The 25,195-nt window shown below is 60.5% G+C and carries 8 protein-coding genes; 7 read left to right on the forward strand and 1 reads right to left on the reverse strand.

The genetic code is table 11. From position 1 onward, the window contains the following. The first annotated feature begins 401 nt into the window (after positions 1-401). The 6 genes from F3I15_RS15455 (at position 402) to speB (ending at position 21,929) form a co-directional block, all read left to right on the forward strand. Complete coding sequence (locus F3I15_RS15455; RefSeq protein WP_150018518.1) at positions 402-1,091, forward strand: EAL domain-containing protein; 690 nt, start codon at positions 402-404, stop codon at positions 1,089-1,091. Between the two features lie 303 nt (positions 1,092-1,394). Next, positions 1,395-15,947, forward strand: a complete 14,553-nt coding sequence (locus F3I15_RS15460; protein WP_150018519.1) for an Ig-like domain-containing protein — start codon at positions 1,395-1,397, stop codon at positions 15,945-15,947. A 71-nt stretch (positions 15,948-16,018) separates the two neighbouring features. After that, positions 16,019-17,470 carry a TolC family outer membrane protein gene (locus F3I15_RS15465; RefSeq protein ID WP_150018520.1) on the forward strand — a complete coding sequence of 484 codons (1,452 nt, stop codon included), beginning with the start codon at positions 16,019-16,021 and terminating at the stop codon, positions 17,468-17,470. Continuing rightward, the gene (locus tag F3I15_RS15470) at positions 17,467-19,644 is read left to right on the forward strand and encodes a type I secretion system permease/ATPase (protein WP_150018521.1); all 2,178 of its coding nucleotides are present in this window, start codon (positions 17,467-17,469) and stop codon (positions 19,642-19,644) included. The genes F3I15_RS15465 and F3I15_RS15470 overlap by 4 nt, the downstream gene beginning before the upstream one ends. Positions 19,645-19,667: 23 nt before the next feature. Beyond that, positions 19,668-20,864, forward strand: a complete 1,197-nt coding sequence (locus F3I15_RS15475; protein ID WP_370513348.1) for an HlyD family type I secretion periplasmic adaptor subunit — start codon at positions 19,668-19,670, stop codon at positions 20,862-20,864. 144 nt (positions 20,865-21,008) lie between these two features. Then, positions 21,009-21,929, forward strand: coding sequence for an agmatinase (gene speB / locus F3I15_RS15480; RefSeq protein ID WP_039380065.1), 921 nt, complete (start codon positions 21,009-21,011; stop codon positions 21,927-21,929). Positions 21,930-21,974: 45 nt separating this feature from the next. On the opposite strand, the gene F3I15_RS15485 is transcribed toward speB, so the two are convergent. Then, complete coding sequence (locus F3I15_RS15485; RefSeq protein ID WP_150018522.1) at positions 21,975-22,730, reverse strand: M48 family metallopeptidase; 756 nt, start codon at positions 22,728-22,730, stop codon at positions 21,975-21,977. 272 nt (positions 22,731-23,002) lie between these two features. Between F3I15_RS15485 and tkt the strand changes: the two genes are divergently transcribed. Then, positions 23,003-24,994 carry a transketolase gene (gene tkt, locus F3I15_RS15490; protein ID WP_150018523.1) on the forward strand — a complete coding sequence of 664 codons (1,992 nt, stop codon included), beginning with the start codon at positions 23,003-23,005 and terminating at the stop codon, positions 24,992-24,994. Positions 24,995-25,195 lie beyond the last annotated feature (201 nt).

Consider the following 25,195-nt stretch of genomic DNA (forward strand, 5'->3'; position numbering starts at 1 on the left):
ATGTTTTTAGTCATGATCCATCTGGCGCATTTACTGATGTCAGGTTTCCTGAAAAATAGCCGGTTATTACTAAAATAAAAAATTAACAAGCTGCGCTTTCACATTAATTTGACTTAAAATCAGTATTTTAAGGCTAAATAAGGCGCTGATGCTCGCACTTTGCACGATCGCAGGCTTATCTCCGGGCGCCGGTTATAGAGCATTACCGGAACGGTTGTCAGAAAATGATTGGTTTTAGCTATCATTACAGGACCATTTTTAGCTGAAAACTATTTTTCAAAATGTAAATTGCAGGCTAATCTCCAGTTGCTATAGTAAATTTTGTCGATGTTTCTATTTTATATAACATAAATAAGTCTGATCTTTAGGGCTTTATCAGCAGCGTCTTCAGGAAGGGTGCCATGACCGAGCGTTTTAATCCGGTTTTCCTGCTGGAACCCGTTCACAGTCTGACCGGAGAGATAACTTCGTGGGAGCTGCTGACACGCTTTAAAGAGAAAAAATCGATAACCACACAATGCAATCCCGACAGAGAAGAACATTTTTTCTCTCTACTTCCTGCCGATGAAAAGTGGCAGCTATTCCTTCACCAGGTCGAAAAAATTATTCAGCTTAGCCAGCAGGGATTTAATCAGGTTATTAGCGTAAACGTAGACAGAGACATTGTTGCCGGCATATTTGCAGATGAAACCATTCAGAAAAAACTGGCGTCTGTTGCATTATTGCGGCTCGAAATCTCTGCATTTTTTACCTCGCGTTTTAATAGCGAGGATCTGCTGACCCTGAAAGGCGTAGCAAAAATTACGCCCGCTCCTCTCTGGCTTGACAATTTTGGTCCGGGTTATTCAAGCCTGACCATGCTTGACAGCGGAATATTTGAGATCGTCAAGATTGATAAAGCGTTTTTCTGGCAATTCAGCGAAGACCGCACCTTTGACATTCTGCTTAATCACCTTAATCAATTATGCCGTGGCGTCATTGTTGAGGGTGTTGAAAATCAACACTATGTGGACCTGCTTGCGCATAAGCCTGTTTATGGCATGCAGGGTTACCACTGGCAGAGTGTTTATCTTGATGATTTATTTGCGTAATTCAGCACACAGCTTTGCGATTATGGTCTGCGCAGAAAGGGATTTCAGGTGAAAATTAAGCGTGCCTGCTTCGCTTATTATCACCTATGAATAACGCTTCTGTATTCCGCATAACGCCTGATGTCCTTTCTGAATACGCGATTAAACCTATTCTGCGCTGCGCTTACTCTTTTACCGGAATAAGAGCAGCCGATGAAGGATGTGAGTAATTCCCTGAATTACTTGCGATAGCAAGCGGTATCTGATGATACCGGGCGTGCCAGTAACGCTCATAAACTTATATCTGCGCGGGATCCCGATAACATGAACAATATCTCTATCACGCCCAAAGGTGGGACGATTGCTAACGAAGTGAGCGGTACTCAGATTACGCTGACCGCACCCAGTGTGGTTAAACTTAACCTGAATCAGGCTGACATTAAGACTTTCACACGCAATGGTAACGATTTAGTCGTAACAACTAAATCAGGTGAAACACTTGTTATTCATGATTTTTACAGCGCCAATGGCGACAGCGATCTGGTCCTGCAAGATGACCGCGGTGCGCTCTGGTGGGTTGAGGATCCCGGCACAGAGGGCTTTCAGTATGTGTCAATCGACAGTACAGAAGGTCTGCTGGCAGAAAACGTAACGGATAACGGCACGATTGCCGCCTTCGGTATCGGTGGCGCGGCCCTGGCCGGTATCGGGGCGCTGTTTGCGACCGGCGGCGGCGGCGGTGGCGGCGGCGGTGGCGATGATGCGGATGATTCCGGCGGCGGCACCAATCCCGGTAACGGAGGCAACAATCCTGGCGGAGGTGGCGGCAATAACGGCGGAGGTAATGGCGGTACCGATCCCGGTAACGGCGATACCACCGCACCCGCTCCGGCTGGAAATATCGTGGTCAGCGATAATGTCGGCAGCAGCCAGGGGCCGTTACTTAACGGGCAAACCACCGATGACAATACGCCCACGCTGACCGGCACGGCGGAAGCGGGAGCCGTGGTTAAAGTGTATGACGGCTCCGTTCTGCTTGGCAGCGTCACGGCGGGAGCAGACGGGCGCTGGAGCTTTACCACACCGGCACTGAATAACGGTAGCCACACGCTGAGCGTGACGGTCACCGATGCGGCAGGCAATGTCAGCCCCGCAACCAGCGGGTTCGTGATCAATGTCGCCGCAGGCATCGCACCTACCAGCAGCACGCTGGAAATCACCGATGACAGCAGCCCTACGCTGCGTACGCTGCCGGACGGGTCCAGCACGCGTGATACGACTCCAACCCTGAGCGGCCTGGCGGGTGCCAATGAGCTGGTTACGCTCTATAACGGCACGACCGTACTTGGCAGCACGCTTGCCGACGCAAGCGGGCAGTGGAGTTTTACGCCCGCAGCGCTGCCGGACGGCAGCTACGCCTTCCGCGCGGTAGCCACCGATGCCGCCGGAAATAGCACATCATCCGTCACGCTGACCATTACTATTGATACGGTGCCGCCAGCCGCCGCCAGCGATCTGCTGCTCAGCAGCGACGACAGCGGCCCGCTCGTGCCAATTGCCACGAATGGCGCGACCCGTGATACCACGCCGGTGTTAAGCGGCAGCGCTGAACCTGGCAGCATCATCACCGTACGTGACGGCACGACGGTACTGGGCAGCGCTATTGCAGACAGCGACGGGCGCTGGAGTTTTACCACCCCGGCGCTGGGTGAAGGCAGCCATACTCTTACCACTACCGTGACGGACGCGGCAGGCAATACCGGCCCCGCTTCCGCTCCGCTGCAGCTGACGGTCGATACCACGGCTCCGGAGGCGATAACCGATTTGCGGGTCTTTGACGACGCGGGCGACAGCCAGGTTGAGCTGGCACAAAACGCCACCACGGATGACAGCACGCCCGTGCTGAGCGGCAGCGGAGAGCCGGGCGCGTCGGTCAGCATCTACGACGGTGACGTACTGCTCGGTGTGGCTCTGGTTGACGTTAACGGCAGCTGGCAGTTTACCACCCCTGCGCTCAGCAACGGCGCGCACAGCTTCACCGTTATCAGCACTGACGCGGCCGGTAACAGTGGTCCGGCAAGCGCACCTTTCACGCTTAACGTCCAGGCGGATCTGCCGCCAGCGACGACGCCGCTGGAAGCAGTAACCACCGGTGATAATACGCTGCAGCCGCTGACCGACGGCGCGACCACGCGCAGCGAGGAGATAACGCTGAGCGGCGTCAGCACCCCGGGCAACCTGATTACGCTCTTTGACGGAAACACTGAAATTGGCAGCGTTGTCGCTGATAGCAACGGCCAGTGGTCGTTTGCCCTGCGCGGCCTGTCCCAGGGGCTGCACAGTTTCTACCTGCTTACCACCGATGCCGCAGGCAACGCCACGCAAAGCGCACCGCTGAATATCACCGTCGACAGCGTGGCACCGGCAGCGGCTGATGCGCTGACGCTAAGCGGCAGTGACGGCAGCACCGTGGTCAGCATCACGCCGGATAGCACCGTTAACGACGCCCGGCCGGTGCTGAGCGGCACAGCGGAACCGGGTGCGCTGGTGACGATTCGTGATGGCGATACCGTGCTGGGCAGCGTGACCACCAACAGCGACGGCAGCTGGCGCTTTACCACGCCGCAGCTGGGTGAGGGCAGCCACAGCCTGACCACCACCGTGACCGATCTGGCTGGCAACAGCAGCCCCGCCTCTGCGCCGCTGAATTTTACCGTAGATACAGTCGCACCAGCGGCGGTCAGCAATCTGCAGGTCACTGATAACGCAGGCGGCAGCACCGGCCCGCTGGCTTCAGGGCAGCTCACCGATGACAACACGCCGACGCTGAGCGGCACAGCCGAAGCGGGCAGCGTGGTGCGCATTTATGACGGCGACGTGCTGCTGGGCAGCGCCGTTGTGGATAGCAACGGCAGCTGGAGTCTGACGCTGCCAGCGCTGAGCAACGGCCAGCATAACGTTACCACCACCGTGACCGACGCTGCAGGTAATGTCAGCCCGGCATCACCGGCGTTTACGCTGGCGATTGATGCCGGCAGCGTGCCGGCAACCAGCTCACTGGAGGTAACCGATGACAGCGGCAGCACGCTGGCTCCGCTGGCAAATAACGACAGCACCGGCGATAACACCCCGGTGCTGAGCGGCGTCGCCACCGCTGGCGACGTGGTCAGACTCTATAACGGTACCACGCTACTGGGCAGCGTTGTCGCAGACGGTGACGGCCAGTGGCGCTTTACGCCTGCCGCGTTAGCCGATGGCACCTATGCGTTCCGGGCGGTTGCCACCAGCGCAGCAGGAACAGAGACCTCATCACCGGTCGTTAATATTACCATTGATACCAGCGTGCCTGCCGCGCCGTCCGGCGTTCAGCTCAGCAATGAGAATGGCGATCCGGTTACGCCAGGCAGCAGCACCAATCTCACTACGCCGACGCTGAGCGGCACCGCGGAGCCTGGCTCCACAGTGACCGTCCGCGACGGTGACACAGTGCTTGGCACTACGACCACGGATGCTGACGGCAACTGGAGCTATACCACGCCGCCGCTCAGCGATGGCGATCACGCGCTGACCAGCACGGCCACCAATGCGGCCGGCAGTACCGGCCCCGCTTCCGACCCGGTGGCGGTAACGGTAGACACGCAGCCACCGGCCGCCGCCAGCGGTCTGCAGCTGAACAATCAGGAAGGTAACGCGCTGCCGGCGGGTGGTGCCACGAATGAAACCACGCCGACCCTCAGCGGCAGCGCCGAGCCGGGCAGCATCATCACCGTTTCCGATAATGGCGACGTTCTGGGCAGCACCGTGGCGGGCAGCGACGGCAGCTGGAGCTTTACGCCGCCGCAGCCGCTGGATGAAGGCCCGCACGCGCTTACCACCACCGTAACCGATACGGCGGGCAACACCGGGCCGGTCAGTGCGCCGGTTAATATGGTTGTCGATACCACGGCACCAGAGAGCGCCAGCGATCTGCTGCTGAGCAACGGGCAAAACGGTAGCGAAATTACTGGCATTACTAACAGCACTACGCCGGTACTCAGCGGAAGCGCTGAGCCAGGCAGTACCGTCACCGTTTCTGATAACGGTAACGTGCTGGGCAGCACCACAGCCGGCAGCGACGGCAGCTGGAGCTTTACCTCACCGGTACTGCAGCCAGGTGAACATAGCCTGACCACGGTTGTGACCGATCCGGCTGGTAACAGCGGGGCTGCGTCCACGCCAGTGGTGTTTACCATCGATACGACTGCACCCGCGGCACCCGCAGCTCTGCAGGCGGCTAACGATGAAGGCAGTACGCCGGTTCCGGTTGACAACGGCCTGACGAATGACGCCACGCCGCTGCTGAGCGGCAGCGGCGTGGCCGCAGGCAGCCTGGTGACGATTTCAGATGGGGATGAGGTACTGGGCTCCGTTACCGTGGGAGAGGGGGGAAGCTGGAGTTTTGCCCCCGACGAACCGCTGGCAGACGGCGAGCACAGCCTGACGGCCGTCACCACCTCACCGGCAGGGAACAGCAGTGCGCCTTCTGCACCGCTGGTGCTGACCATTGATACTACACCGCCCGCTGCAGCAGGCGGCCTGCAGCTGAGTAACGATCAAAACGGTAATGCCATCAACGCCGGAGGCGTAACTAACGACACCTCGCCGGCGCTGAGCGGCAGCGCTGAGCCAGGCAGCACGGTCAGCGTCTATGATAACGGCACGCTGCTGGGCAGCGTCAGCGCTGACAGCACCGGAGCGTGGCGCTTTACGCCGGAAACGCCGCTGGCAGCCGGACCGCACAGCCTGACTACTACGGTCACGGATGCGGCGGGTAACCGCGGCGATGAGTCTGAACCGCTTAACTTTACGATTGACACCACGCCGCCGCCGGTGGCGGACGATCTGGTGCTGAGCAATGACAGCAGCGGCACGCTGGTGACGGTCACTAACGGGACGACCAGTGATACCACCCCGGTGCTGAGCGGCACGGCGGCTGCGGGCAGCACGGTAACGGTACTTGACGGCACCACGGTGCTGGGCAGCGTGGTCGTGAATGACGGCGGTACGTGGCGCTTTACGCCAGAGTCGCCGCTGAGCGAAGGTCAGCACAGCCTGACGGCTACGGTAACCAGCCCGGCGGGTAACGTCAGCGAGCCTTCTGCTGCGCTGGTGTTTACCGTTGATACTATTCCGCCGGCGGCGGCAGACGAACTGCAGCTCAGTAACAACGACGGCGAAACGCCATTGCCGGTTAATAACGGCGTGACCAACACGACGTCGCCGGTGCTGAGCGGCAGCGCCGAACCGGGTGCGCTGATCACCGTTTCCAATGGCGACACGGTGCTGGGCAGCGTAACCGCCGATACAGACGGCAACTGGAGCTTCACGCCAGAGGCACCGCTGCCTGAGGGCGATTACAGCCTGACCACTACCGTGACCGATCTGGCGGGCAACGTCAGCGCGCCATCGGCACCGCTGAATTTCACCATTGATACAACGGCACCCGAAGCTGCAGAGGCTTTGCAGGTCAGTAATGAGGCGGGCGGCGTGGCGCGCCCTGTCGACGAGGCCGGTGCGACTAATACCACCTTGCCGGTGGTAAGCGGCACGGCGGAAGCGGGCAGCATCGTGACCCTGTATAACAACGGCGAGGTACTGGGCAGCGTCACTGCAGGCAGTGACGGAAGCTGGCGCTTTACGCCAGATGCGCCGCTGGCTGAAGGCGATTACAGCCTGACCACGCGGGTCACTGACGCCGCCGGTAACACCGGCGCGGCCTCCCCTGCATATAACTTCACCATCGATACCACAGCCCCTGGCGCCGTAGTCGACCTGACTGCGAGGGATGATAATAACGCACCGATCACCGGCGTCACCAACGACGCCACACCGGTGCTGAGCGGCAGCGCTGAGGCGGGTAGCCTGGTAACGCTCTATGACGGAACAACCGCTATCGGCTCTGTCCGGGCAGACGCAGACGGGGCCTGGCGCTTTAGCGACACGGTCCTGACCGATGGCGCACATACCTTACGGGCCACCGCGACCGACGCCGCAGGCAACGTCAGCGCCACGGGCAACTCTGTGACCCTGACGGTGGATACCAGCGTGCCGGCTGCACCTGCTTTCTCCGTCACTTCCGGCGAAGGCGTGCCGGTTGCCAGTAACGGCTACACCAGCGACAGTACGCCGCAGCTCAGCGGGACGGCCGCCGCCGGCAGTCTGATCACTATTTATAATGACGGCACGGCTATCGGCAGCGTGGTAGCCGGTGGCGATGGCGGCTGGCAGTATACGCCCGCAGCCCTGGATGATGGCAGCTATGCGCTGAGCATTACGGAGACCACGCCAGCGGGCAACGTCAGTCCGGCCTCGGCAGTAACCACGATTAACGTGGATACGCAGGCACCGGAAGCGGCGCAGAACGTGCTGGTTAACAATAATGAAGGCAGTACGCTGGTGCCGATCAACAGCGGTGACGTGACCAATGACGCGACGCCGCAGCTGCTGGGTTCAGCCGAGCCGGGCAGCGTGGTACTGATCTATGACGGTACCGCGCAAATTGGTTCGGTTACTGTGGGCAGCAGCGGCAGCTGGCAGTTCACGACCGGCACGCTGGCGCAGGGCGAGCACAATCTGAGCACTGTTGTCAGCGATGCAGCCGGGAACACCAGCCCCGCTTCGCCCACAATCACCTTTACCGTGGATACGGTCGCACCGGCTGCGGCCAGTGCGATCGCGCTGGTGAACAACAACGGCACCACGCCGCAGGAGATTACATCCGGTTCCACCACCAGCGACAACACGCCTGAGTTCTCCGGTCAGGCAGAGCCTGGCAGCACTATTGTCGTGTCTGATGGCAATCTGATCCTCGGGACCACTACGACTGATGCGGAGGGCAACTGGAGCTTCTCGCCGATCCTCAGCGATGGCCCGCACAGTCTGAGCGTGACGGTAACCGACGCCGCCGGCAACAGCAGCGCGCCGGGCACGCCGATCGCCTTTACCGTGGACACCACTGCACCTTCCGCCGTTACGCAGCTGACGCTGAGCAACGATAACGGCACCACGCCGGTAGCGGTTCCCAACGGTGGCCTCACCAATGACGGCACGCCTCTGTTCAGCGGTCGCGGGGATGCGGGCAGCATTATCACTCTTACTGATCAGAACGGTACGCTACTGGGATCCACCACGGTAAACGGGCAGGGAGAATGGCAGTTTACACCAGCCACCGCGCTGTCAGACGGCAGCTACATCTTTAGCGCCACGGCATCTGACACGCTTGGCAATATCAGTGCACCGGTGACCTTTAACGCAATTGTTGATACCACACCACCGGAGGTGGCGGATAATATCGCGCTGACGAATAACGATGGCACCACGCCGGTGACGATCGCCAGCGGCAGTATCACTACGGATAATACGCCATTCCTCAGCGGCACCGCAGAGCCGGGCAGCGTAGTGACGATTCTGGACGGAACCGCAATTTTGGCCAGCGTGACCACCGGCAGCAACGGACAGTGGAGCTATCAGCTGCCGACGCTGGATGATGGCAGCTACAGCCTTACTACCACCGTGACCGATGCGGCTGGCAACACCGGTCCGGCCTCTGAGCCTGTCAATTTTACCGTGGACGCCACGCTGCCGGATGCCACATCGCTGGTGGTCAGCAACGACAACGGCACGGTGCCGCAGCCTCTGACAAACGGCGCGCTGACCACGGACAATACGCCGCTGCTGAGCGGCACCGCGGAACCTGACAGCCTGATTACGCTGTATGACGGTGGCGTGGTGATTGGCTCGGTGACGGCGAACGGCGACGGCAGCTGGAGCTTCAGCTCACCGGTATTGACCGACGGCCAGCACACGCTGAGCGCCACGGTCACCGATGAGGTGGGCAACGTCAGCGCACCGTCCGACGCGCTGACCATCAACATTGATGCCACTGCGCCACAGCCGGCAGGCGATCTGCTGCTGCAGAATGATATACAAGCGACGCCGGTAACTATCAATAGTAACAGCGTAACCCCTGACGCGACGCCGCTAATCAGCGGTACCGCAGAGGCGGGGGCGACCATCATTGTGTATGACGGTGAGCAGGAAGTTGGCAGAACCACCGCCGATCCTCAGGGGATCTGGAGCCTCAATACCAGCGCGCTGGCAGAGGGGGCGCACACTCTGACGGTGACCGCCACCGATGTAGCGGGCAATATCAGTGAGGTGGCGTCGACGGTCAGCTTCACGGTCGATACCAGCACGCCAGCCGCGGTGCTGAGCTTTGAGATTTACAATAACGCCAACACCACGCCGCTGCTGGTAGCGAATAACGGCTTCGCTAACGACAGCACGCCGGTGCTGCGCGGAACCGGCGTTGCCGGCACGGTGGTGAATATCATTCAGGATGGAGCCATCGTTGGCACCACAACCGTGGGTGAGAACGGCGTCTGGCGTTATGAAACCGCGACGCTGGACGATGCGACTTACGCCTTCAGCGTCTCGGTCAGCAACGCGGCGGGCACCACCGGCCCGGTTACCGGCCCGGTTACCATCACTATCGACACGGCAGTGCCGGAGGCAATTGACGATCTGCTTGTCACCGACAGCGTCGGCGGCGCTGAAGGTCCGCTGACGTCAGGCGCGATCACTGATGATAATCTTCCGGCCTTCAGCGGCACGGCGGAGGCGGGCAGCACGATAACGGTCTATGACGACAACGTGCTGCTGGGAACGGCCACCGCTGGCGAAAACGGCAGCTGGAGCTTTACGCCAGATGCCGCGCTGTCAAACCGCGTGCATAGCTTTACGTTCACCGTGACCGATGCGGCGGGTAACGTCAGCCCGGCTACCGGCGCCTTTACGCTGACGATTGAAGCCGATCTGCCACCGGTCAACAGCACGCTGCAGATCACCGATAATAGCGGCAGCACGCTGGTAACGGTAACAGACGGGGCTGATATCCGTGACAACACGCCGGTCCTGCAGGGAACGGGCCCGGCAAATGGCACTGTAACCATTTCTGATAACGGTACAGTGCTGGCTACTCTGACGATAGACGCGAACGGACAGTGGAGCTATACGCCAGATCCGGTGCTGGCTGAAGGCGCACACGCGATTTCTGTAGTCAGCACGGATGAAACCGGCAATCCTGGCGATCCGTCAGAGGTGATTAATTTCATCGTCGATACCGTTGTGCCCGACGTCGTAACCGATCTCGCGGCGGCCAATAACAATGGTGCCACGCCGGTGCCGGTGACGGATAACGGCGTGACTAACGACAGTACGCCACAGCTCAGCGGCACCACGGAGGCGGGCGGTCTGGTGACCATCTACGATGGCAATACGGTAATCGCTACGGTCACTGCTGACGGCGACGGCGCATGGAGCACCACGCTGCCGCTGCTGAGCCAGGGCGCGCACGCGCTCAGCGTGACGGTGACCGATGCGGCGGGCAACGTCAGCGATCGCTCCGGCGCGCTGAACATTACGGTTGATACGGTCGCCCCTGTGGCCGGCACGGTGAATGTCACCGCGGGTGATTCGGCTACGCCGCTCACCAGCGGCGCAACCATTAACGACAGTACGCCAGCGCTGAGCGGCACCACAGAGGCAAACGCCACGGTCAGCGTGTATGACGGCACCACGCTGCTCGGTACCACTACCGCCAGCGGCGCGGGCGCCTGGAGCTTTACCCCTGCCGCGCTGAGTGAGGGCAGCCACGCCCTGAGCGTGCGCGTCACCGATGTGGCTGGTAATACCGGTATCGCCTCTGCTGTCACCACGGTAGTGGTGGATACCGTGGCACCTGCGGCCATCTCCGGCCTGACGGCGGTCAACAACAACGGCAGCACGCCGCTGACTATCGCAGCTGGCAGCACCACCAGCGACAACACGCCGCAGCTGAGCGGCACCGCTGAGGCGGGCAGCATCGTGACGGTGCGTGACGGCAACGATGTGCTCGGATCGGTCACCGCCGGCACCAATGGCGCATGGAGCTTTACCACCGCCGCGCTGGCGGATGGTCCACACACGCTGAGCGTGAGCGCCGCCGATGCGGCGGGCAACGTCAGCCCGGCGAGCGATATCAGCTTTACAGTGCTGACCGCAGCGGTTGCCCCGGTCACGGCGCTGACGGTAACGGATAACGTGGGTGCGATTCAGGGGCCGCTGACCAGCGGTACGCCGACTGACGACACCACGCCAACGCTCTCCGGCAGCGCTGCGGCAAACAGCGTAGTGGTGATCAGCGAAGGCACTACGGTGCTGGGATCGGTCGTGGCAAACGGCGAGGGAGCATGGAGCTTCACCCCTGCCGCGCTGAGTGAAGGCACGCATCCGCTCAGCGTCACGGTACGCGATGCTGCGGGCAGCAGCAGCGATCCGGTGAACTTTACCGTAGTAGTGGATACCACTGCGCCAGCCACCTCAACGCTGGTGGTAACCAACGATGTGACCAGCGCAACCATACCGGCGGGTGGCTACAGCAGCGATACGACGCCGACCTTAAGCGGCGTAGCGGAAGCGAACGCTATTGTCACGGTACGCGACGGCACCGCGGTGCTGGGCTCGGTGACCGCTGATGCGGAAGGACGCTGGAACTATGTCAGCACTACGCTGAGCCAGGGACTGCATACCCTGAGTGTCACCGCCACCGATGTGGCGGGCAACATCAGCGGCGCGACCAGCACCACGCTGATCGTGGATAGCGTGGCGCCGGTCGCCGTGAGCGGCCTGAGCGCGGCTAACAACAACGGCAGCGCGCTGGTGGCAATTGCCGCCGGCGGCACTACCAGCGATGCCACGCCGCTGCTCAGGGGCACGGCAGAGGCGGGCAGCGTGGTGACGATCCGCGACGGCAATGCCGTTCTCGGATCGGTAACGGCGGGCAGCGGCGGCGCGTGGAGTTTTGTCACGCCGGCGCTGGCAGAGGGGGCACACACCTTTAACGTTACCGCCAGCGATGCGGCCGGTAACGTCAGCCCGAATGCGACGCTGACGCTGACGGTCGATACCACTCCGCCAGCCGCAGTGAGCAATCTGGTGGTCACCGATGACGCTGCGCCGAACACCGGACCTCTGGCTAACGGCGCCGTGACCAATGACACCACGCCGGTGCTGAGCGGTACGGCAGAGGCGGGGGGCGTGGTCACCGTCTATGATGGCACTGCAGTACTGGGCTCCGCTGTGGCCGACGGCAGCGGCGCGTGGAGCTTTACTTCGCCCGCGCTGAATAATGGTCCGCATGCGCTGAGCGTTACGGTCCGTGATGCAGCAGGCAACGTCAGCGCGGCGTCGCCCACGGTGGCAATCACCGTGGACACCGTGGCGCCGGCTGCGCCAACGCTGGTCGTGACCAACGACGTGGCGAACACCACGGTGGCGAATGGCGCAGCAAGCGGCGACAGCACGCCAACTCTGAGCGGCAGCGCTGAGGCCAACAGTCTGGTGATTATCCGCGACGGCACCACAATACTCGGTTCTGTTACCGCCAGCGGTACCGGCAGCTGGAGCTTTACTCCTGCTACGGCGCTCTCTGAGGGCTCGCACACCTTCAGCATCACCGCTACCGATGCAGCAGGTAACGTCAGCAGCAGCGTCAGCTCCACGGCGATTATTGATACCGTTGCGCCGGGCGCGGTTACCGGCCTGGCCGCCGCCAACAACAACGGCAGTACGGCGATCGCTATTCCCAATAACAGCGTGACCAGTGACAGCACGCCGCTGCTGACCGGCTCTGGCGAGGCGGGTGCGCGCGTGACTATCCTTGACGGTAATGTTGCGCTGGGTACGGCGATTGTCAGCAGCAACGGCAGCTGGAGCTTTGTCAGCCCGGTGCTGAGTGAAGGCCTCCACACCCTGAACGTGACGCAAACCGACGCCGCCGGGAACGTCAGTCCGCCAGCCAGCATTACGCTGACGGTGGATACGGTGGCGCCGGCAGCGGTCAGCAACCTGACGATTACGGACGATGTGGCGCCGGTGACCGGACCGCTGGCAAATGGCGCGGTCACCAATGACTCGACGCCAACGCTGAGCGGAACGGCGGAGGCGAGCGCGGTCGTCACGGTGTATGACGGCAGCACGGTGCTGGGATCGGTGGTTGCGGGTAGCGACGGCGCATGGAGCTTTACGCCAGCTGCGCTGAGCAACGGCGTGCATTCGCTGAGCACAACGGTACGTGACGCCGCGGGCAACGTCAGTCCTGCAACGCCGGCAGTATCGATTACCGTCGATACCGTGGCTCCTGCTGCGCCAACGCTGGTGGTCACAAATGACATTAACAACACTACGGTGGCAAATGGCGGCGCGACGCGCGATAGCACGCCAACCCTGAGCGGCACGGCCGAGGCAAACAGTCTGGTGATTGTGCGCGACGGCACGACTGTCCTGGGGTCAGTGACCGCCAGCAGCAGCGGCAGCTGGAGCTTCACGCCGGGAACAGCACTTTCCGAGGGATCGCACACCTTCAGCATCACCGCCACTGATGCCGCGGGTAACGTCAGCAGCAGCATCAGTTCGACGGCGATTATCGACACCACGGTGCCGGTTGCCGTAACCGGGCTCACCCTGGCTAATAACAACGGCAGTACGGCAATCGCAATCCCCAATAATGGCGTGACCAACGACAGCACGCCGCTGCTGAGCGGATCGGGCGAGGCGGGCGCACGCGTCAGCATTTACGATGGCACCACGCTGCTGGGAACCGCGACCGTTGGCGGCAGCGGCAGCTGGAACTTCATTACGCCAGTGCTGGGTAATGGCGCTCATACGCTCAACGTGACGCAGACCGATGCGGCGGGTAACGTCAGCCCACAGGCTTCGATCACGCTGCGGATTGACACCGTGGCACCGGCGGCCAGCACGCTTACTATTACGGATGATGCGGGCAGCGCGCCGGTAACGCTGACCAATGGTGCTTTTACGCGCGATACCACGCCGACGCTGAGCGGTACGGCAGAAGCGGGCGCGCTGGTGACCATTTTTGACGGCACGACCGCACTGGGTTCCGTCACGGTGGGCACGGGCGGCAGCTGGAGCTTTACCACCGCGGCGCTGAGCAACGGGGCTCATACCCTGAGCACCACGGTGACCGACCCGGCAGGTAACGTCAGCAGCACCAACGTGGCGACCACCGTCACCGTAGACACGGTTCCACCGGCGGCGGTATCCGGATTGCTGATCAACAGCGCCGGCACCAGCGTCACCGGCAGCGGTGAGGTCGGTGCAACGGTAACGGTCCGCGACGCCAGCGGCGCCACGCTCGGCACCACCACGGTGGGCAGCGGCGGCAGCTGGTCAGTGGCGCTGAGCACAGCGCAGACTACCGGTGCCACGCTCTCGGTGACGCAGAGCGACAGGGCGGGCAACGTTTCGCCATCGGCGTCGCTGCTGGGGGCCATCCGCATTGTGGCGACCAACGATGTTAGCGAAGTCGATTACGGCACCACGCAGGCCACCATCAATAACGGCACCGTGAACTCTTCACACACGGCGCTGCTTACCCTGGGGGTCGGATCGCTACTGGGCGCCAGCGTGCTCAATAACGGCAACGCCTATATCTTCAATGTGGGTCAGGACGATTTCCGCACGGTGACGCTCTACGGCTCAGTGAACAGCATCGGCGTGGCGGCTAACTACTCGCTGAACCTCTACACGCAGCTGAGTAACGGCTCCTGGCAGCTGGTGAGTTCGCAGAGCAACTACATCAGCTCTCTGCTCTCAATCGGAACGATTCGCGGCGGTAACGTCACCTACAGCAATCTGGGTACCGGTAACTACGCGGTAGTGGTCGGCGCGAATACCAACCTCAGCATACTACCCACCACTACCGTGAGCACGGTGTCAGACTACACCACGCTGGCGGTAACCACGGCGGCCACCGTCACCGGTAATCTGCTGGCGAACGACACCAGCTCGATAGCCGGTACGGTACCTGCCGGCGTGGCGGTCACGACGGCGGGCGGCGCAACGGTTGCCGGCACGGGTAATACGGTGATCACCAGCAGCTACGGTACGCTGACCCTGGATGCGCGAGGTAACTACACCTATGCGCTGAAAGCGGGATTGAACATCGATACCCTGCCAGCGGCAGACACATTCACCTACTCGGTGCGCGATGCCAATGGTGCTGTGACCTCCGCCACGCTGACGGTAACGCTGCATAACGGTCCGGCGGCCACGCTGTTTGCCGCCACCAGCCTGCTGGCGGAAAGCAGCAGCGCTGAGCATGACGCGAGCGGCAGCATCTGGGCTGACAGCGCCAGTACGCACAGCGGAACCTTAACCATCACTAATGCTCTGGGGGCAGAAACCACGGTGGGAGCGGCCGGTATGACGCAGGTGGCCGGTGAGTTCGGCGTGCTGCAGGTCAGCGCCAGCGGGAGCTACACCTACTCACTCAATGCGGATGTTAACGTCCAGAACATTACGCATAAGGAGGTATTCAGTTACACCCTGGCGGGCCGGGACGGCACCCTGACCAGCCACAGCTTCACCATTGAGCTGCACCCGACCATTAACGGTACCGGCGGAAACGATACGCTGACCAGCAGCGCCTACGATGACACCATCACCGCTGGCGCCGGCGCGGATACGCTGGTCTACCATCTGCTGGATCGCGCTGACGCCACTGGCGGCAACGGTCACGACACCTGGACCGACTTTAACGTCGCACAGGGAGACAAGATTGATATCAGTGAACTGCTGATTGGATGGAATGATTCCACAAGTAATATTAATGATTTCGTGAAAGTGGACCATACTTCTGATGGCAGCACCGTGCTCTCAATCGATCGTGACGGTAGCGGGACGGGCTACAGCACTACGCAGCTGATCACGCTGGAAGGCGTTAACGTGTCACTGGAGGAGCTGCTGCAGCAACCGCACCAAAACCACACGGCATAGTGGTGTGTGACGCAGGGAAGCATCACGGGCACAGGAGGTGCCCTTTCTCTATTCTGACTGGTGGATAATCGATGGATCTGATGCAATCCGGCGCACCTTTTCGCCGTTCCTCTCTGCCCGCCGCAGTAAGCGCGGGCTTTCTGTTGTTTTACAGTGCGCATCTTAGTGCCGCCAGTGAGACGCTGATACGTGCTGGGTCTATCACGCAAAGTGAGCTGGTTCAGCAGCAGGAGCTGCCGTCGCTCGCGGGCGAAGTCGCCGAACCGGCGCTGGGCAGCGTACCGGATACCCTGACGATTGAGCAGGCGGTACAGCGTGCGGTGCAGTGGCATCCTGATATCGCGCAGGCGATCGGCACCATGCTGGAGCAGGCGAATCAGGTTGATGTGGCAAAGGCAAAATATTATCCGCAAATCAGCGCGGGCATGAACAATGGCTATAGCAACAGTTACAGCGGCAGCGGTTTCAGCCCCTCATTTGTGCTGTCGGTGTCGCAGATGCTTTATGACTTTGGCAAAGTCAGCAGCTCGGTTCGCTCTGCTGAGGCGGGCGTGGCGCAGGAGCAGGCTAACGTGCTGGTGAGTATCGACAGCGTGGCGCACGATACCGCAGCGGCACTGGTTCAGGTGCAGGGCTATCAGCAGCTGGTAAAGATTGCCCGCGATCAGCTCAGCGCCTTAAGCCGGATTGGCGTGCTGGCGCGGCAGCGTAATGAAGAGGGCGCCGCCTCGCTCTCCGACGCGACCCAGACGGATGCGCGTATCGAAGGCGCGCGCACCACCCTGACACAGTATCAGGCGAGCCTTAACCGCTGGCGCGCGACTTTAGCCACCTATCTGGGCTGGCCGCTGGTAAAGCAGGTCAGCGACCAGTTTCCCGCGACGCTGACTCGCGGCTGCGCCAGTGGCAAAGCGGATGACAAAACCAACCCGGCGGTGCTGGCCGCGTGGGCGCAGGCTAATCAGGCGCAGGCCAAACTGGATAACGCCAGCGCACAGAACCTGCCGACTATCTCGCTGGAGCCGCAGGTTACCCACTATCTCAACGATCGCTACGCCGGCAGTCAGTCGCTGGACCGCACGCAGTACTCTGCCTTTATCAAAGTAGAAATGCCGCTTTATCAGGGCGGCGGGATTACCGCCGCGCGCGACGCCGCCGCCAGTGCGCTGCAGGCGGCGAACGCAGCGGTAAATTCCGCACGGCTGAAAGCGCGTCAGCAGCTGAGTGAGTCGCAGAATGAGGCGCTCAGCCTGTCGCAGAGTCTGGCGATTATGGGGCGCCAGCAGGCGCTGGGCGAGAAAACCCGCCAGCTCTATCAGGATCAGTATCTGCAGCTCGGCACGCGCCCGCTGCTGGACGTGCTCAATGCCGAACAGGAGGTGTGGCAGACCCGCTTTACGCTACAGCAGACCGTAAGCCAGCTGCGATCGCTGCAGCTCGACTGTCTTTACAGCACCGGACAGATACGTTCAGCCTTTACGCTCAATAACCAGCGCATCCAGACCGTGGAGATCCAGCCATGACCCAATTACCAATTCCGGACGCGCCTGAGAGCCAGCCCGCCAGCGGCGGCGAGCTGCCGCTTAACGGCTGGGCCACGGCCATTATTCAGATCGCCACTCACTACCGGCTGCCCTGTTCGCCAGGCATGATCATGGCGGCAGCGGAGTGGCAGGGCAAACAGACGCGCGATAAAGCGCTGCGCCATCTGGCACGTCAGGCGGGGCTGTCGCTGCAGCTGTTTGCAGAAGAAAGCCGGGAGATCACGCGCTGGCGCCTGCCGCTGGCGGTTGAGCTGGATGATGGCCAGGTCGGCGTGGTGACGGCGTTTGATGGTGATGATCGCGTTCGGGTGCACTTTTCCGGCGATGAACAGCCGACGCCGGTGATGCTCACCGATCTGCTGCCCGCCCTCCGCGTGGTGGCCGCGCTGCGACCGGTGGCGGCGGCGAAAGATAGCCGGGTTGACCGCTACCTGGCTACCGTCCGCCCCGACTGGCTGCGGCGGCTGGTGCTGCACGATCTGCGTCCCTACGGCTACGTGATGCTGGCGTCCTTTTTGATCAATCTGCTGGCGCTGGTAGGAATTGTGTTTTCGATGCAGGTCTATGACCGGGTGATCCCGGCGCAATCCTATCCGACGCTCTATGTCCTCTATGCTGGCGTGATCATTTCAGTGGTATTTACCTATATTCTGCGCGTGGGACGCGATCACGTTACCGACCTGCTGGGCAAGCGCGCCGATATGCGCGTCTCCGATCGGGTGTTTGGTCATGCGCTGCGGCTGCGCAACAGCGTGGTGCCGCGCTCTACCGGCACCTTTATCTCCCAGTTGCGTGAGCTGGAGGCGATCCGGGAAATGGTGACGTCAACCACCGTGACGGCGATTGTCGATATGCCATTTTTCCTGCTGTTTTTGCTGGTTATGGCGATTATTGCGCCGCAGCTGGCGTGGATCGCCCCGGTGGCGGTGCTGCTGATGGTGCTGCCGGGCCTGCTCAGTCAGAAAAAACTGGCGAAGCTGGCGCAGCAGGCGCTGAAAGAGTCCACGCTGCGTAACGCAGTGCTGGTGGAGAGCGTGCAGGGGCTGGAGGATATCAAGCTGATGCAGGCGGAAGATCGCTTTCTGCAGCAGTGGAACAGCTATATCCGTATCACCGCGCAGTCGGGCGTCGCGATGCGTAAAGTGATGCACTCGCTCATTAGCTGGGGCGTAACGGTGCAGGGACTGGTTTACGCCAGCGTCATTGTGGTGGGCGCGCCGATGGTGATCAACGGCGATATCACTACCGGCGCGATTGTCGCGGCGTCGCTGCTCTCCTCGCGCATGATTGCACCGATGGCGACGCTGTGCGGCGTGCTGGCGCGCTGGCAGCAGGTCAGAGCGGCAAAAACCAGCCTCGACGGCCTGATGAACCTGCCGGTTGAGAACAGCAGCGATGAGACGCGTATCCACTGTCCCGTGCTGTTTGGCCACTATCAGTTCACCGACGCCATGTTCCGCTACTACAGCGACTCGCTGACCATGGCGCTGCGTATCAAATCCCTGACCATTCAGCCAGGGGAGCGTATTGCGGTGCTGGGCCGCAACGGCTCCGGTAAATCCACGCTGCTGCAGGCGATGGCGGGCGGCATGGATCTGGTGAGCGGTGAGCTGCGGCTTGATAACCTCAGCCTGCCGCATATCGACGTGGCCGACGTGCGGCGCAACGTCGGGCTGCTGACGCAAAACGCGCGTCTGTTTCACGGTACGCTGCGCGAAAACCTGACGCTCGGCGCGGCGCATGCTACCGATGATGCCATCTTCTCTGCGCTGACGGTGAGCGGCGGAGCAGAATTTATTCGCCGCCTGCCGCTGGGGCTGGATCACCCGGTCATGGAGGGGGGCACCGGCCTCTCCGGCGGGCAGCGGCAGTCGCTGCTGCTGGCGCGCATGCTGCTGCGCGATCCCAATATCGTGCTGCTGGATGAACCCACCGCCGCGCTCGACGATCACACGGAGAAAGAGTTTATTGAGCGCCTCGGCGCGTGGCTGAACGGCCGCACGCTGATCGTGGCGACGCATCGCGCCGCGATTCTGTCGCTGGTGGATCGGATACTGGTGCTGAAAGAGGGACAGCTGGTCATGGACAGTCCGAAAGAGAAAGCGCTGCCGCCAGCGCGCAGCGGCGGAAATCTGCCGGAGGTGAACGCATGAAGCAGCTGCCGGCAAAACTGCGGCTGGTCACGGCTGCTGAAACAGATGCGTCAGACGATCTGCTGGGTGAACTGAAATCGGAAACGCATTACAGCGGAGCGGTGCGGCTGATTGTTATCAGCGCCGCGCTGATGCTGGTCGCGCTGATCTGGGCGTGGTTTGGCGTGCTGGATGAAGTCTCAACCGGGACCGGTAAGGTGATCCCCAGCTCACGCGAGCAGGTGCTGCAGTCGCTGGAGGGCGGCATTCTGACGGAGCTGTACGTGCATGAGGGCGATCAGGTGCAGGCGGGTGAGGTGGTGGCGCGTCTCGATCCGACCCGTTCCCAGTCAAGCGTGGGTGAAAGCGCGGCACGCTATCGCGCCGCGCTGGCGGCGGCGTCACGCCTGCGGGCAGAGGTTAACGACACCCGGCTGACCTTTCCGGATGAGCTTAGCGGCTGGCCCGATCTGATCGCGGCAGAAACCCGTCTCTATAATACTAAGCGGGCACAGCTCAACGACGCGACGAAGCAGTTTAAGGCGTCGCTGGCGCTGGCTAACCGCGAGCTGGCGATTACGCAGCGGCTGGCAAAGAGTGGAGCTGCCAGCAATGTGGAGGTGCTGCGCCTGCAACGTGAAAAATCCGATCTGGAGCTGAAGCTGACCGATATGCGTTCGCAATATTATGTCCAGGCGCGTGAAGAGCTGGCCAAAGCGAGTGCGGAAGCGGACAGCCTCGCGGAAGTGATTAAAGGGCGCGAAGATACGGTGACGCGGCTGACGATCCGCGCCCCGATGCGCGGCATTGTCAAAAATATCAAAGTCTCCACGGTCGGCGGCGTGGTGCCACCCAACGGCGAGCTGATGAACATTGTTCCGCTCAACGATCGGCTGCTGGTGGAGGCGCGCCTGTCGCCGCGCGATATCGCCTTTATCCATCCGGGGCAGCGCGCGGTGGTGAAGATCTCCGCCTACGATTACGCCATCTATGGCGGTCTCAATGGCGTAGTAGAGAGCATCTCGCCGGATACCATCCAGGATGAGGTGAAACCAGAGATCTACTACTATCGGGTGTTTATCCGCACCGATAACGACTATGTGCAGAACAAAGCGGGCCGGCGCTTTTCTATCACGCCCGGCATGGTCTCCACGGTGGATATCAAAACCGGAGAGAAAACCGTGATGGATTATCTGGTTAAGCCGTTCAATAAAGCTGAAGAGGCGATGCGCGAGCGCTAAGCGGATGAGGATTGCAGGGGAGTATATTCCCGGCGATAATCACGCCATCAATCCCTTCCTCGTCGGGCCTAACGACGCGGAAGGGATTTTTTTATATCTGACCCAAAACCAGGCCGGTGCTGCCTGACGTAAAGAGGATGAATTATGTATAACACCCTGGGCAATCAGTATGACAACTCCCTGGTTTCCAACGCCTTTGGCTTCATGCGTTTTCCGCTCAACTTCCAGCCGTATGACAGCGATGCTGAGTGGGTGATCACCGGTGTACCGTTTGACGCCGCGACGTCGGGCCGTCCGGGCAGCCGTCTGGGGCCGGGCGCGATTCGTCAGATCTCCACTAACCTGGCGTGGGAAGGGTGCCGCTGGCCGTGGGAGTTTGATCTGCGTCAGCGCCTGAATGTCGTGGACTGCGGTGACCTGGTTTACGCATTTGGCGACTCACAGGATCTCTCAGACAAACTGCAGGCGCATGCGGAAAAACTGCTGGCCAGCGGTAAGCGCATGCTGACCTTTGGCGGTGACCACTACATTACGCTGCCGCTGCTGCGCGCCCACGCGAAGCATTTCGGTAAAATGGCACTGGTGCATTTTGATGCGCATACCGACACCTACTCTAACGGGCCGACGTTTGACCACGGCACCATGTTTTTCACTGCGCCAAAAGAGGGGCTGATCGATCCGCAGCACTCGGTGCAGATCGGTATCCGTACTGAATTTGATAAGAGCCTGGGTTTCAACGTGCTGGACGCGGCGCAGGTTAACGATCGCAGCGTGGATGATATTCTGGCGGAGGTGAAGCGCACCGTGGGCGACCTGCCGGTCTACCTGACGTTTGATATCGACTGCCTCGATCCGGCGCACGCGCCAGGCACCGGTACGCCGGTGATTGGTGGTCTGAGCAGCGACAAAGCGACCAAACTGGTGCGCGGCCTGCAGGGAATGAATATTGTCGGCATGGATCTGGTTGAGGTAGCGCCAGGCTACGATCACGCCGATCTCACCGCGCTGGCGGCGGCTACGCTGGCGCTGGATATGCTGCACGTGCAGGCAGCGAACAAAGGCTGATAGTGGCAGCCCTTCTCCCGGCGGGAGAAGGGCTGCAGCAGGTGCTTATTTGCCGTCTGCCGCGATACGATCGCGGATATGCTGCGCGCGCGCTTCGGAATCAGGATGGGAGTCAAACATCGAACTCTGATGCCCCTGATCCATCTTCGCCAGCTTCTCAAAGCTGGTGGCTAAACCGAGCGGGTTGATACCGCGCTTTTTCAGCAGATCATATGAGTAGTCATCTGCCTGCGACTCCTGAGTCTGCGAGAACTGCGCGTTAACCAGCTTCTCGCCGATATCGCCCAGCTGCGACTGCGACAGCGAACCAATAATACCGCCGACCGAGGCGGCAGCACCGCGTGCGGCTTCGGTGGCAAAGGCAACCTGCATCGCTTTGCGCGTGTGGCCCAGCGCAACGTGACCCATCTCATGGCCCAGTACGCCTTCCACTTCATTATCGGTCATCATATCCATCAGGCCGCTGTAAACGCGGATGCAGCCGTTGGCCATCGCCCAGGCGTTGACATCTTTGGTGACGTACACCTTATAGTTCGCCGGCGTGCCGTTGATATTGTCGCCCAGCGCGGCAGCGATCTTATTCAGACGCTGCTGATAGCTGCTGTTTGCCGCCGCAACCTGATTCTCTTTGTCCATTTGCGTACAGGACTGGTCACTCAGCTGTTTTACCTGCGCATCACTGAGCGAATAGGCCTGATAGGCCTGCGCGCCCGACTGCAGCAGCGCGTTGTTATCAAACCCCTGACAGCCGCTCAGTAGCGCTGCCACTCCGATTGCCGTAACCGTAGCCCGGATTTTCATATCATCATCCTTTAAGTAACTCGTCGTAAAAACAGACACCTGAAAGCAGGCCAGCTGTATAAACCCGATGTTTATAGCGCGCCCGTTTCGCGGTTGCTAGCAGACGCGGCTTAAAATGCAATCGCAGCCATGATAATTAGCACGCGGATGCATGTACTTTTGTGCCGATTTTCATGTACATTGATGGGCGACTTCTTTCACGCTTCGCCTGATAACTGATTAATTACAATACGTTAAGTGCGGCGGAGCCTTAATCCGATCTGGAGTAGAACATGCCCTCTCGTAAAGAGCTTGCCAACGCCATTCGTGCGTTAAGTATGGACGCAGTACAGAAAGCTAAATCGGGACACCCGGGTGCCCCGATGGGCATGGCGGATATCGCTGAAGTGCTGTGGCGCGATTTCCTGAACCACAACCCGGTTAACCCGCAGTGGGCTGACCGCGACCGCTTCGTGCTCTCGAACGGGCATGGCTCTATGCTGATCTACAGCCTGCTGCACCTTGCCGGCTACGATCTGCCAATGAGCGAGCTGCAGAACTTCCGCCAGCTGCACTCTAAAACCCCAGGTCACCCGGAATATGGCTATACGCCAGGCGTGGAAACCACAACCGGCCCGCTGGGTCAGGGCATCGCTAACGCCGTGGGCTTTGCGATCGCCGAGCGCACGCTGGCTGCTCAGTTCAACCGTCCGGGTCATGATATCGTAGACCACCATACCTATGTTTTCATGGGCGACGGCTGCATGATGGAAGGGATTTCGCACGAAGTCTGCTCTATCGCCGGTACGCTGAAGCTGGGCAAACTGGTTGCGTTCTATGACGACAACGGTATCTCCATTGATGGTCACGTTGATGGCTGGTTCTCCGACGACACCGCAGCGCGTTTTGAAGCCTACGGCTGGCATGTTGTGCGCGGTGTGGATGGTCACGATGCAGAAGCGATCAAACAGGCGGTGGAAGAGGCGAAGCGCGTCTCTGACAAGCCGTCACTGCTGATGTGTAAAACCGTTATCGGTTTTGGCTCACCTAACAAAGCGGGCACGCACGATTCACACGGCGCGCCGCTGGGCGACGATGAAATTGCGCTGACGCGCAAGCAGCTGGGCTGGAGCCACGCGCCGTTTGAGATCCCGGCCGATATCTATGCGCAGTGGGATGCCAGAGAGGCGGGCCAGGCGAAAGAGTCAGCATGGAATGAGAAGTTTGCAGCCTATGCGGCAGCTTTCCCGGCGCTGGCTGAAGAGTTTACGCGTCGCGTTAACAATGAGCTGCCGGCTAACTGGCAGGCGGAGTCGCAGCAGTTTATTGAGCAGCTGCAGGCGAACCCGGCTAAAATCGCCAGCCGTAAAGCGTCGCAGAATGCGATTGAAGCCTTTGGCAAGCTGCTGCCGGAATTTCTCGGTGGTTCTGCCGATCTGGCACCCAGCAACCTGACCATGTGGTCCGGTTCTAAACCGATCAACGAAGACGCAGCGGGTAACTACATCCATTATGGCGTGCGTGAGTTTGGTATGACCGCCATTGCCAACGGCCTTGCGCTGCACGGCGGTTTCCTGCCTTATACCGCGACCTTCCTGATGTTTGTTGAATATGCGCGTAACGCAGCACGTATGGCGGCGCTGATGAAGATCCGTCAGATCATGGTTTATACCCACGACTCTATCGGTCTGGGTGAAGATGGCCCGACGCATCAGCCGGTTGAGCAGATGGCCAGCCTGCGTACGACGCCAAACATGAGCCTGTGGCGTCCCTGTGACCAGGTTGAGTCTGCTGTTGCGTGGAAATATGCCATTGAGCGTGTGGATGGCCCGTCAGCGCTGATCTTCTCCCGCCAGAACCTGGCGCAGCAGGATCGTACCGCTGAGCAGCTGGCAAACGTGGTACGCGGTGGCTATGTGCTGAAAGATTGCAACGGCACGCCGGAACTGATCCTGATCGCTACCGGCTCTGAAGTTGAGCTGGCGGTAGCTGCCGCTGACAAACTCAGCAGCGAAGGTCGTAATGTACGTGTGGTTTCTATGCCATCAACGGATGCGTTTGATAAGCAGGATGCCGCCTACCGTGAAGCGGTGCTGCCGAAAGCGGTTAGCGCGCGCGTTGCCATTGAAGCGGGTATTGCCGATTACTGGTTCAAATACACCGGCCTGCACGGTGCGGTCGTTGGCATGACCACCTTTGGTGAATCTGCGCCGGCAGAGCTGCTGTTTAAAGAGTTCGGCTTTACCGTTGAGAATGTGGTAGAAACCGCAAAATCTATTCTGTAATCCGGGGTCGCCTTTAGCGGCGGCTTACCAGACCGGATATCGTGAACCACAGGGTGCGCATTGATGCGCGCCCTGTTTTATTTTCTCCTCCTTCTCCACCTGAAACGTTTCAATTATTCCTGCAGTAATCGATTAATCGCCTCATTTTTGTGACGCAGATCCAATAATCATCACCATCCTTGATCGCAATCATTCCGGTTA

Source organism: Pantoea sp. M_9, from assembly GCF_008631385.1.
Classification (GTDB): domain Bacteria; phylum Pseudomonadota; class Gammaproteobacteria; order Enterobacterales; family Enterobacteriaceae; genus Pantoea; species Pantoea eucrina.

Coding starts and splice junctions, on each gene's coding strand:
- F3I15_RS15455 (WP_150018518.1), top strand. CDS start 402: ATGACCGAGCGTTTTAATCCGGTTTTCCTGCTGGAACCCGTTCACAGT.
- F3I15_RS15460 (WP_150018519.1), top strand. CDS start 1,395: ATGAACAATATCTCTATCACGCCCAAAGGTGGGACGATTGCTAACGAA.
- F3I15_RS15465 (WP_150018520.1), top strand. CDS start 16,019: ATGGATCTGATGCAATCCGGCGCACCTTTTCGCCGTTCCTCTCTGCCC.
- F3I15_RS15470 (WP_150018521.1), top strand. CDS start 17,467: ATGACCCAATTACCAATTCCGGACGCGCCTGAGAGCCAGCCCGCCAGC.
- speB (WP_039380065.1), top strand. CDS start 21,009: ATGTATAACACCCTGGGCAATCAGTATGACAACTCCCTGGTTTCCAAC.
- F3I15_RS15485 (WP_150018522.1), bottom strand. CDS start 22,730: ATGAAAATCCGGGCTACGGTTACGGCAATCGGAGTGGCAGCGCTACTG.
- tkt (WP_150018523.1), top strand. CDS start 23,003: ATGCCCTCTCGTAAAGAGCTTGCCAACGCCATTCGTGCGTTAAGTATG.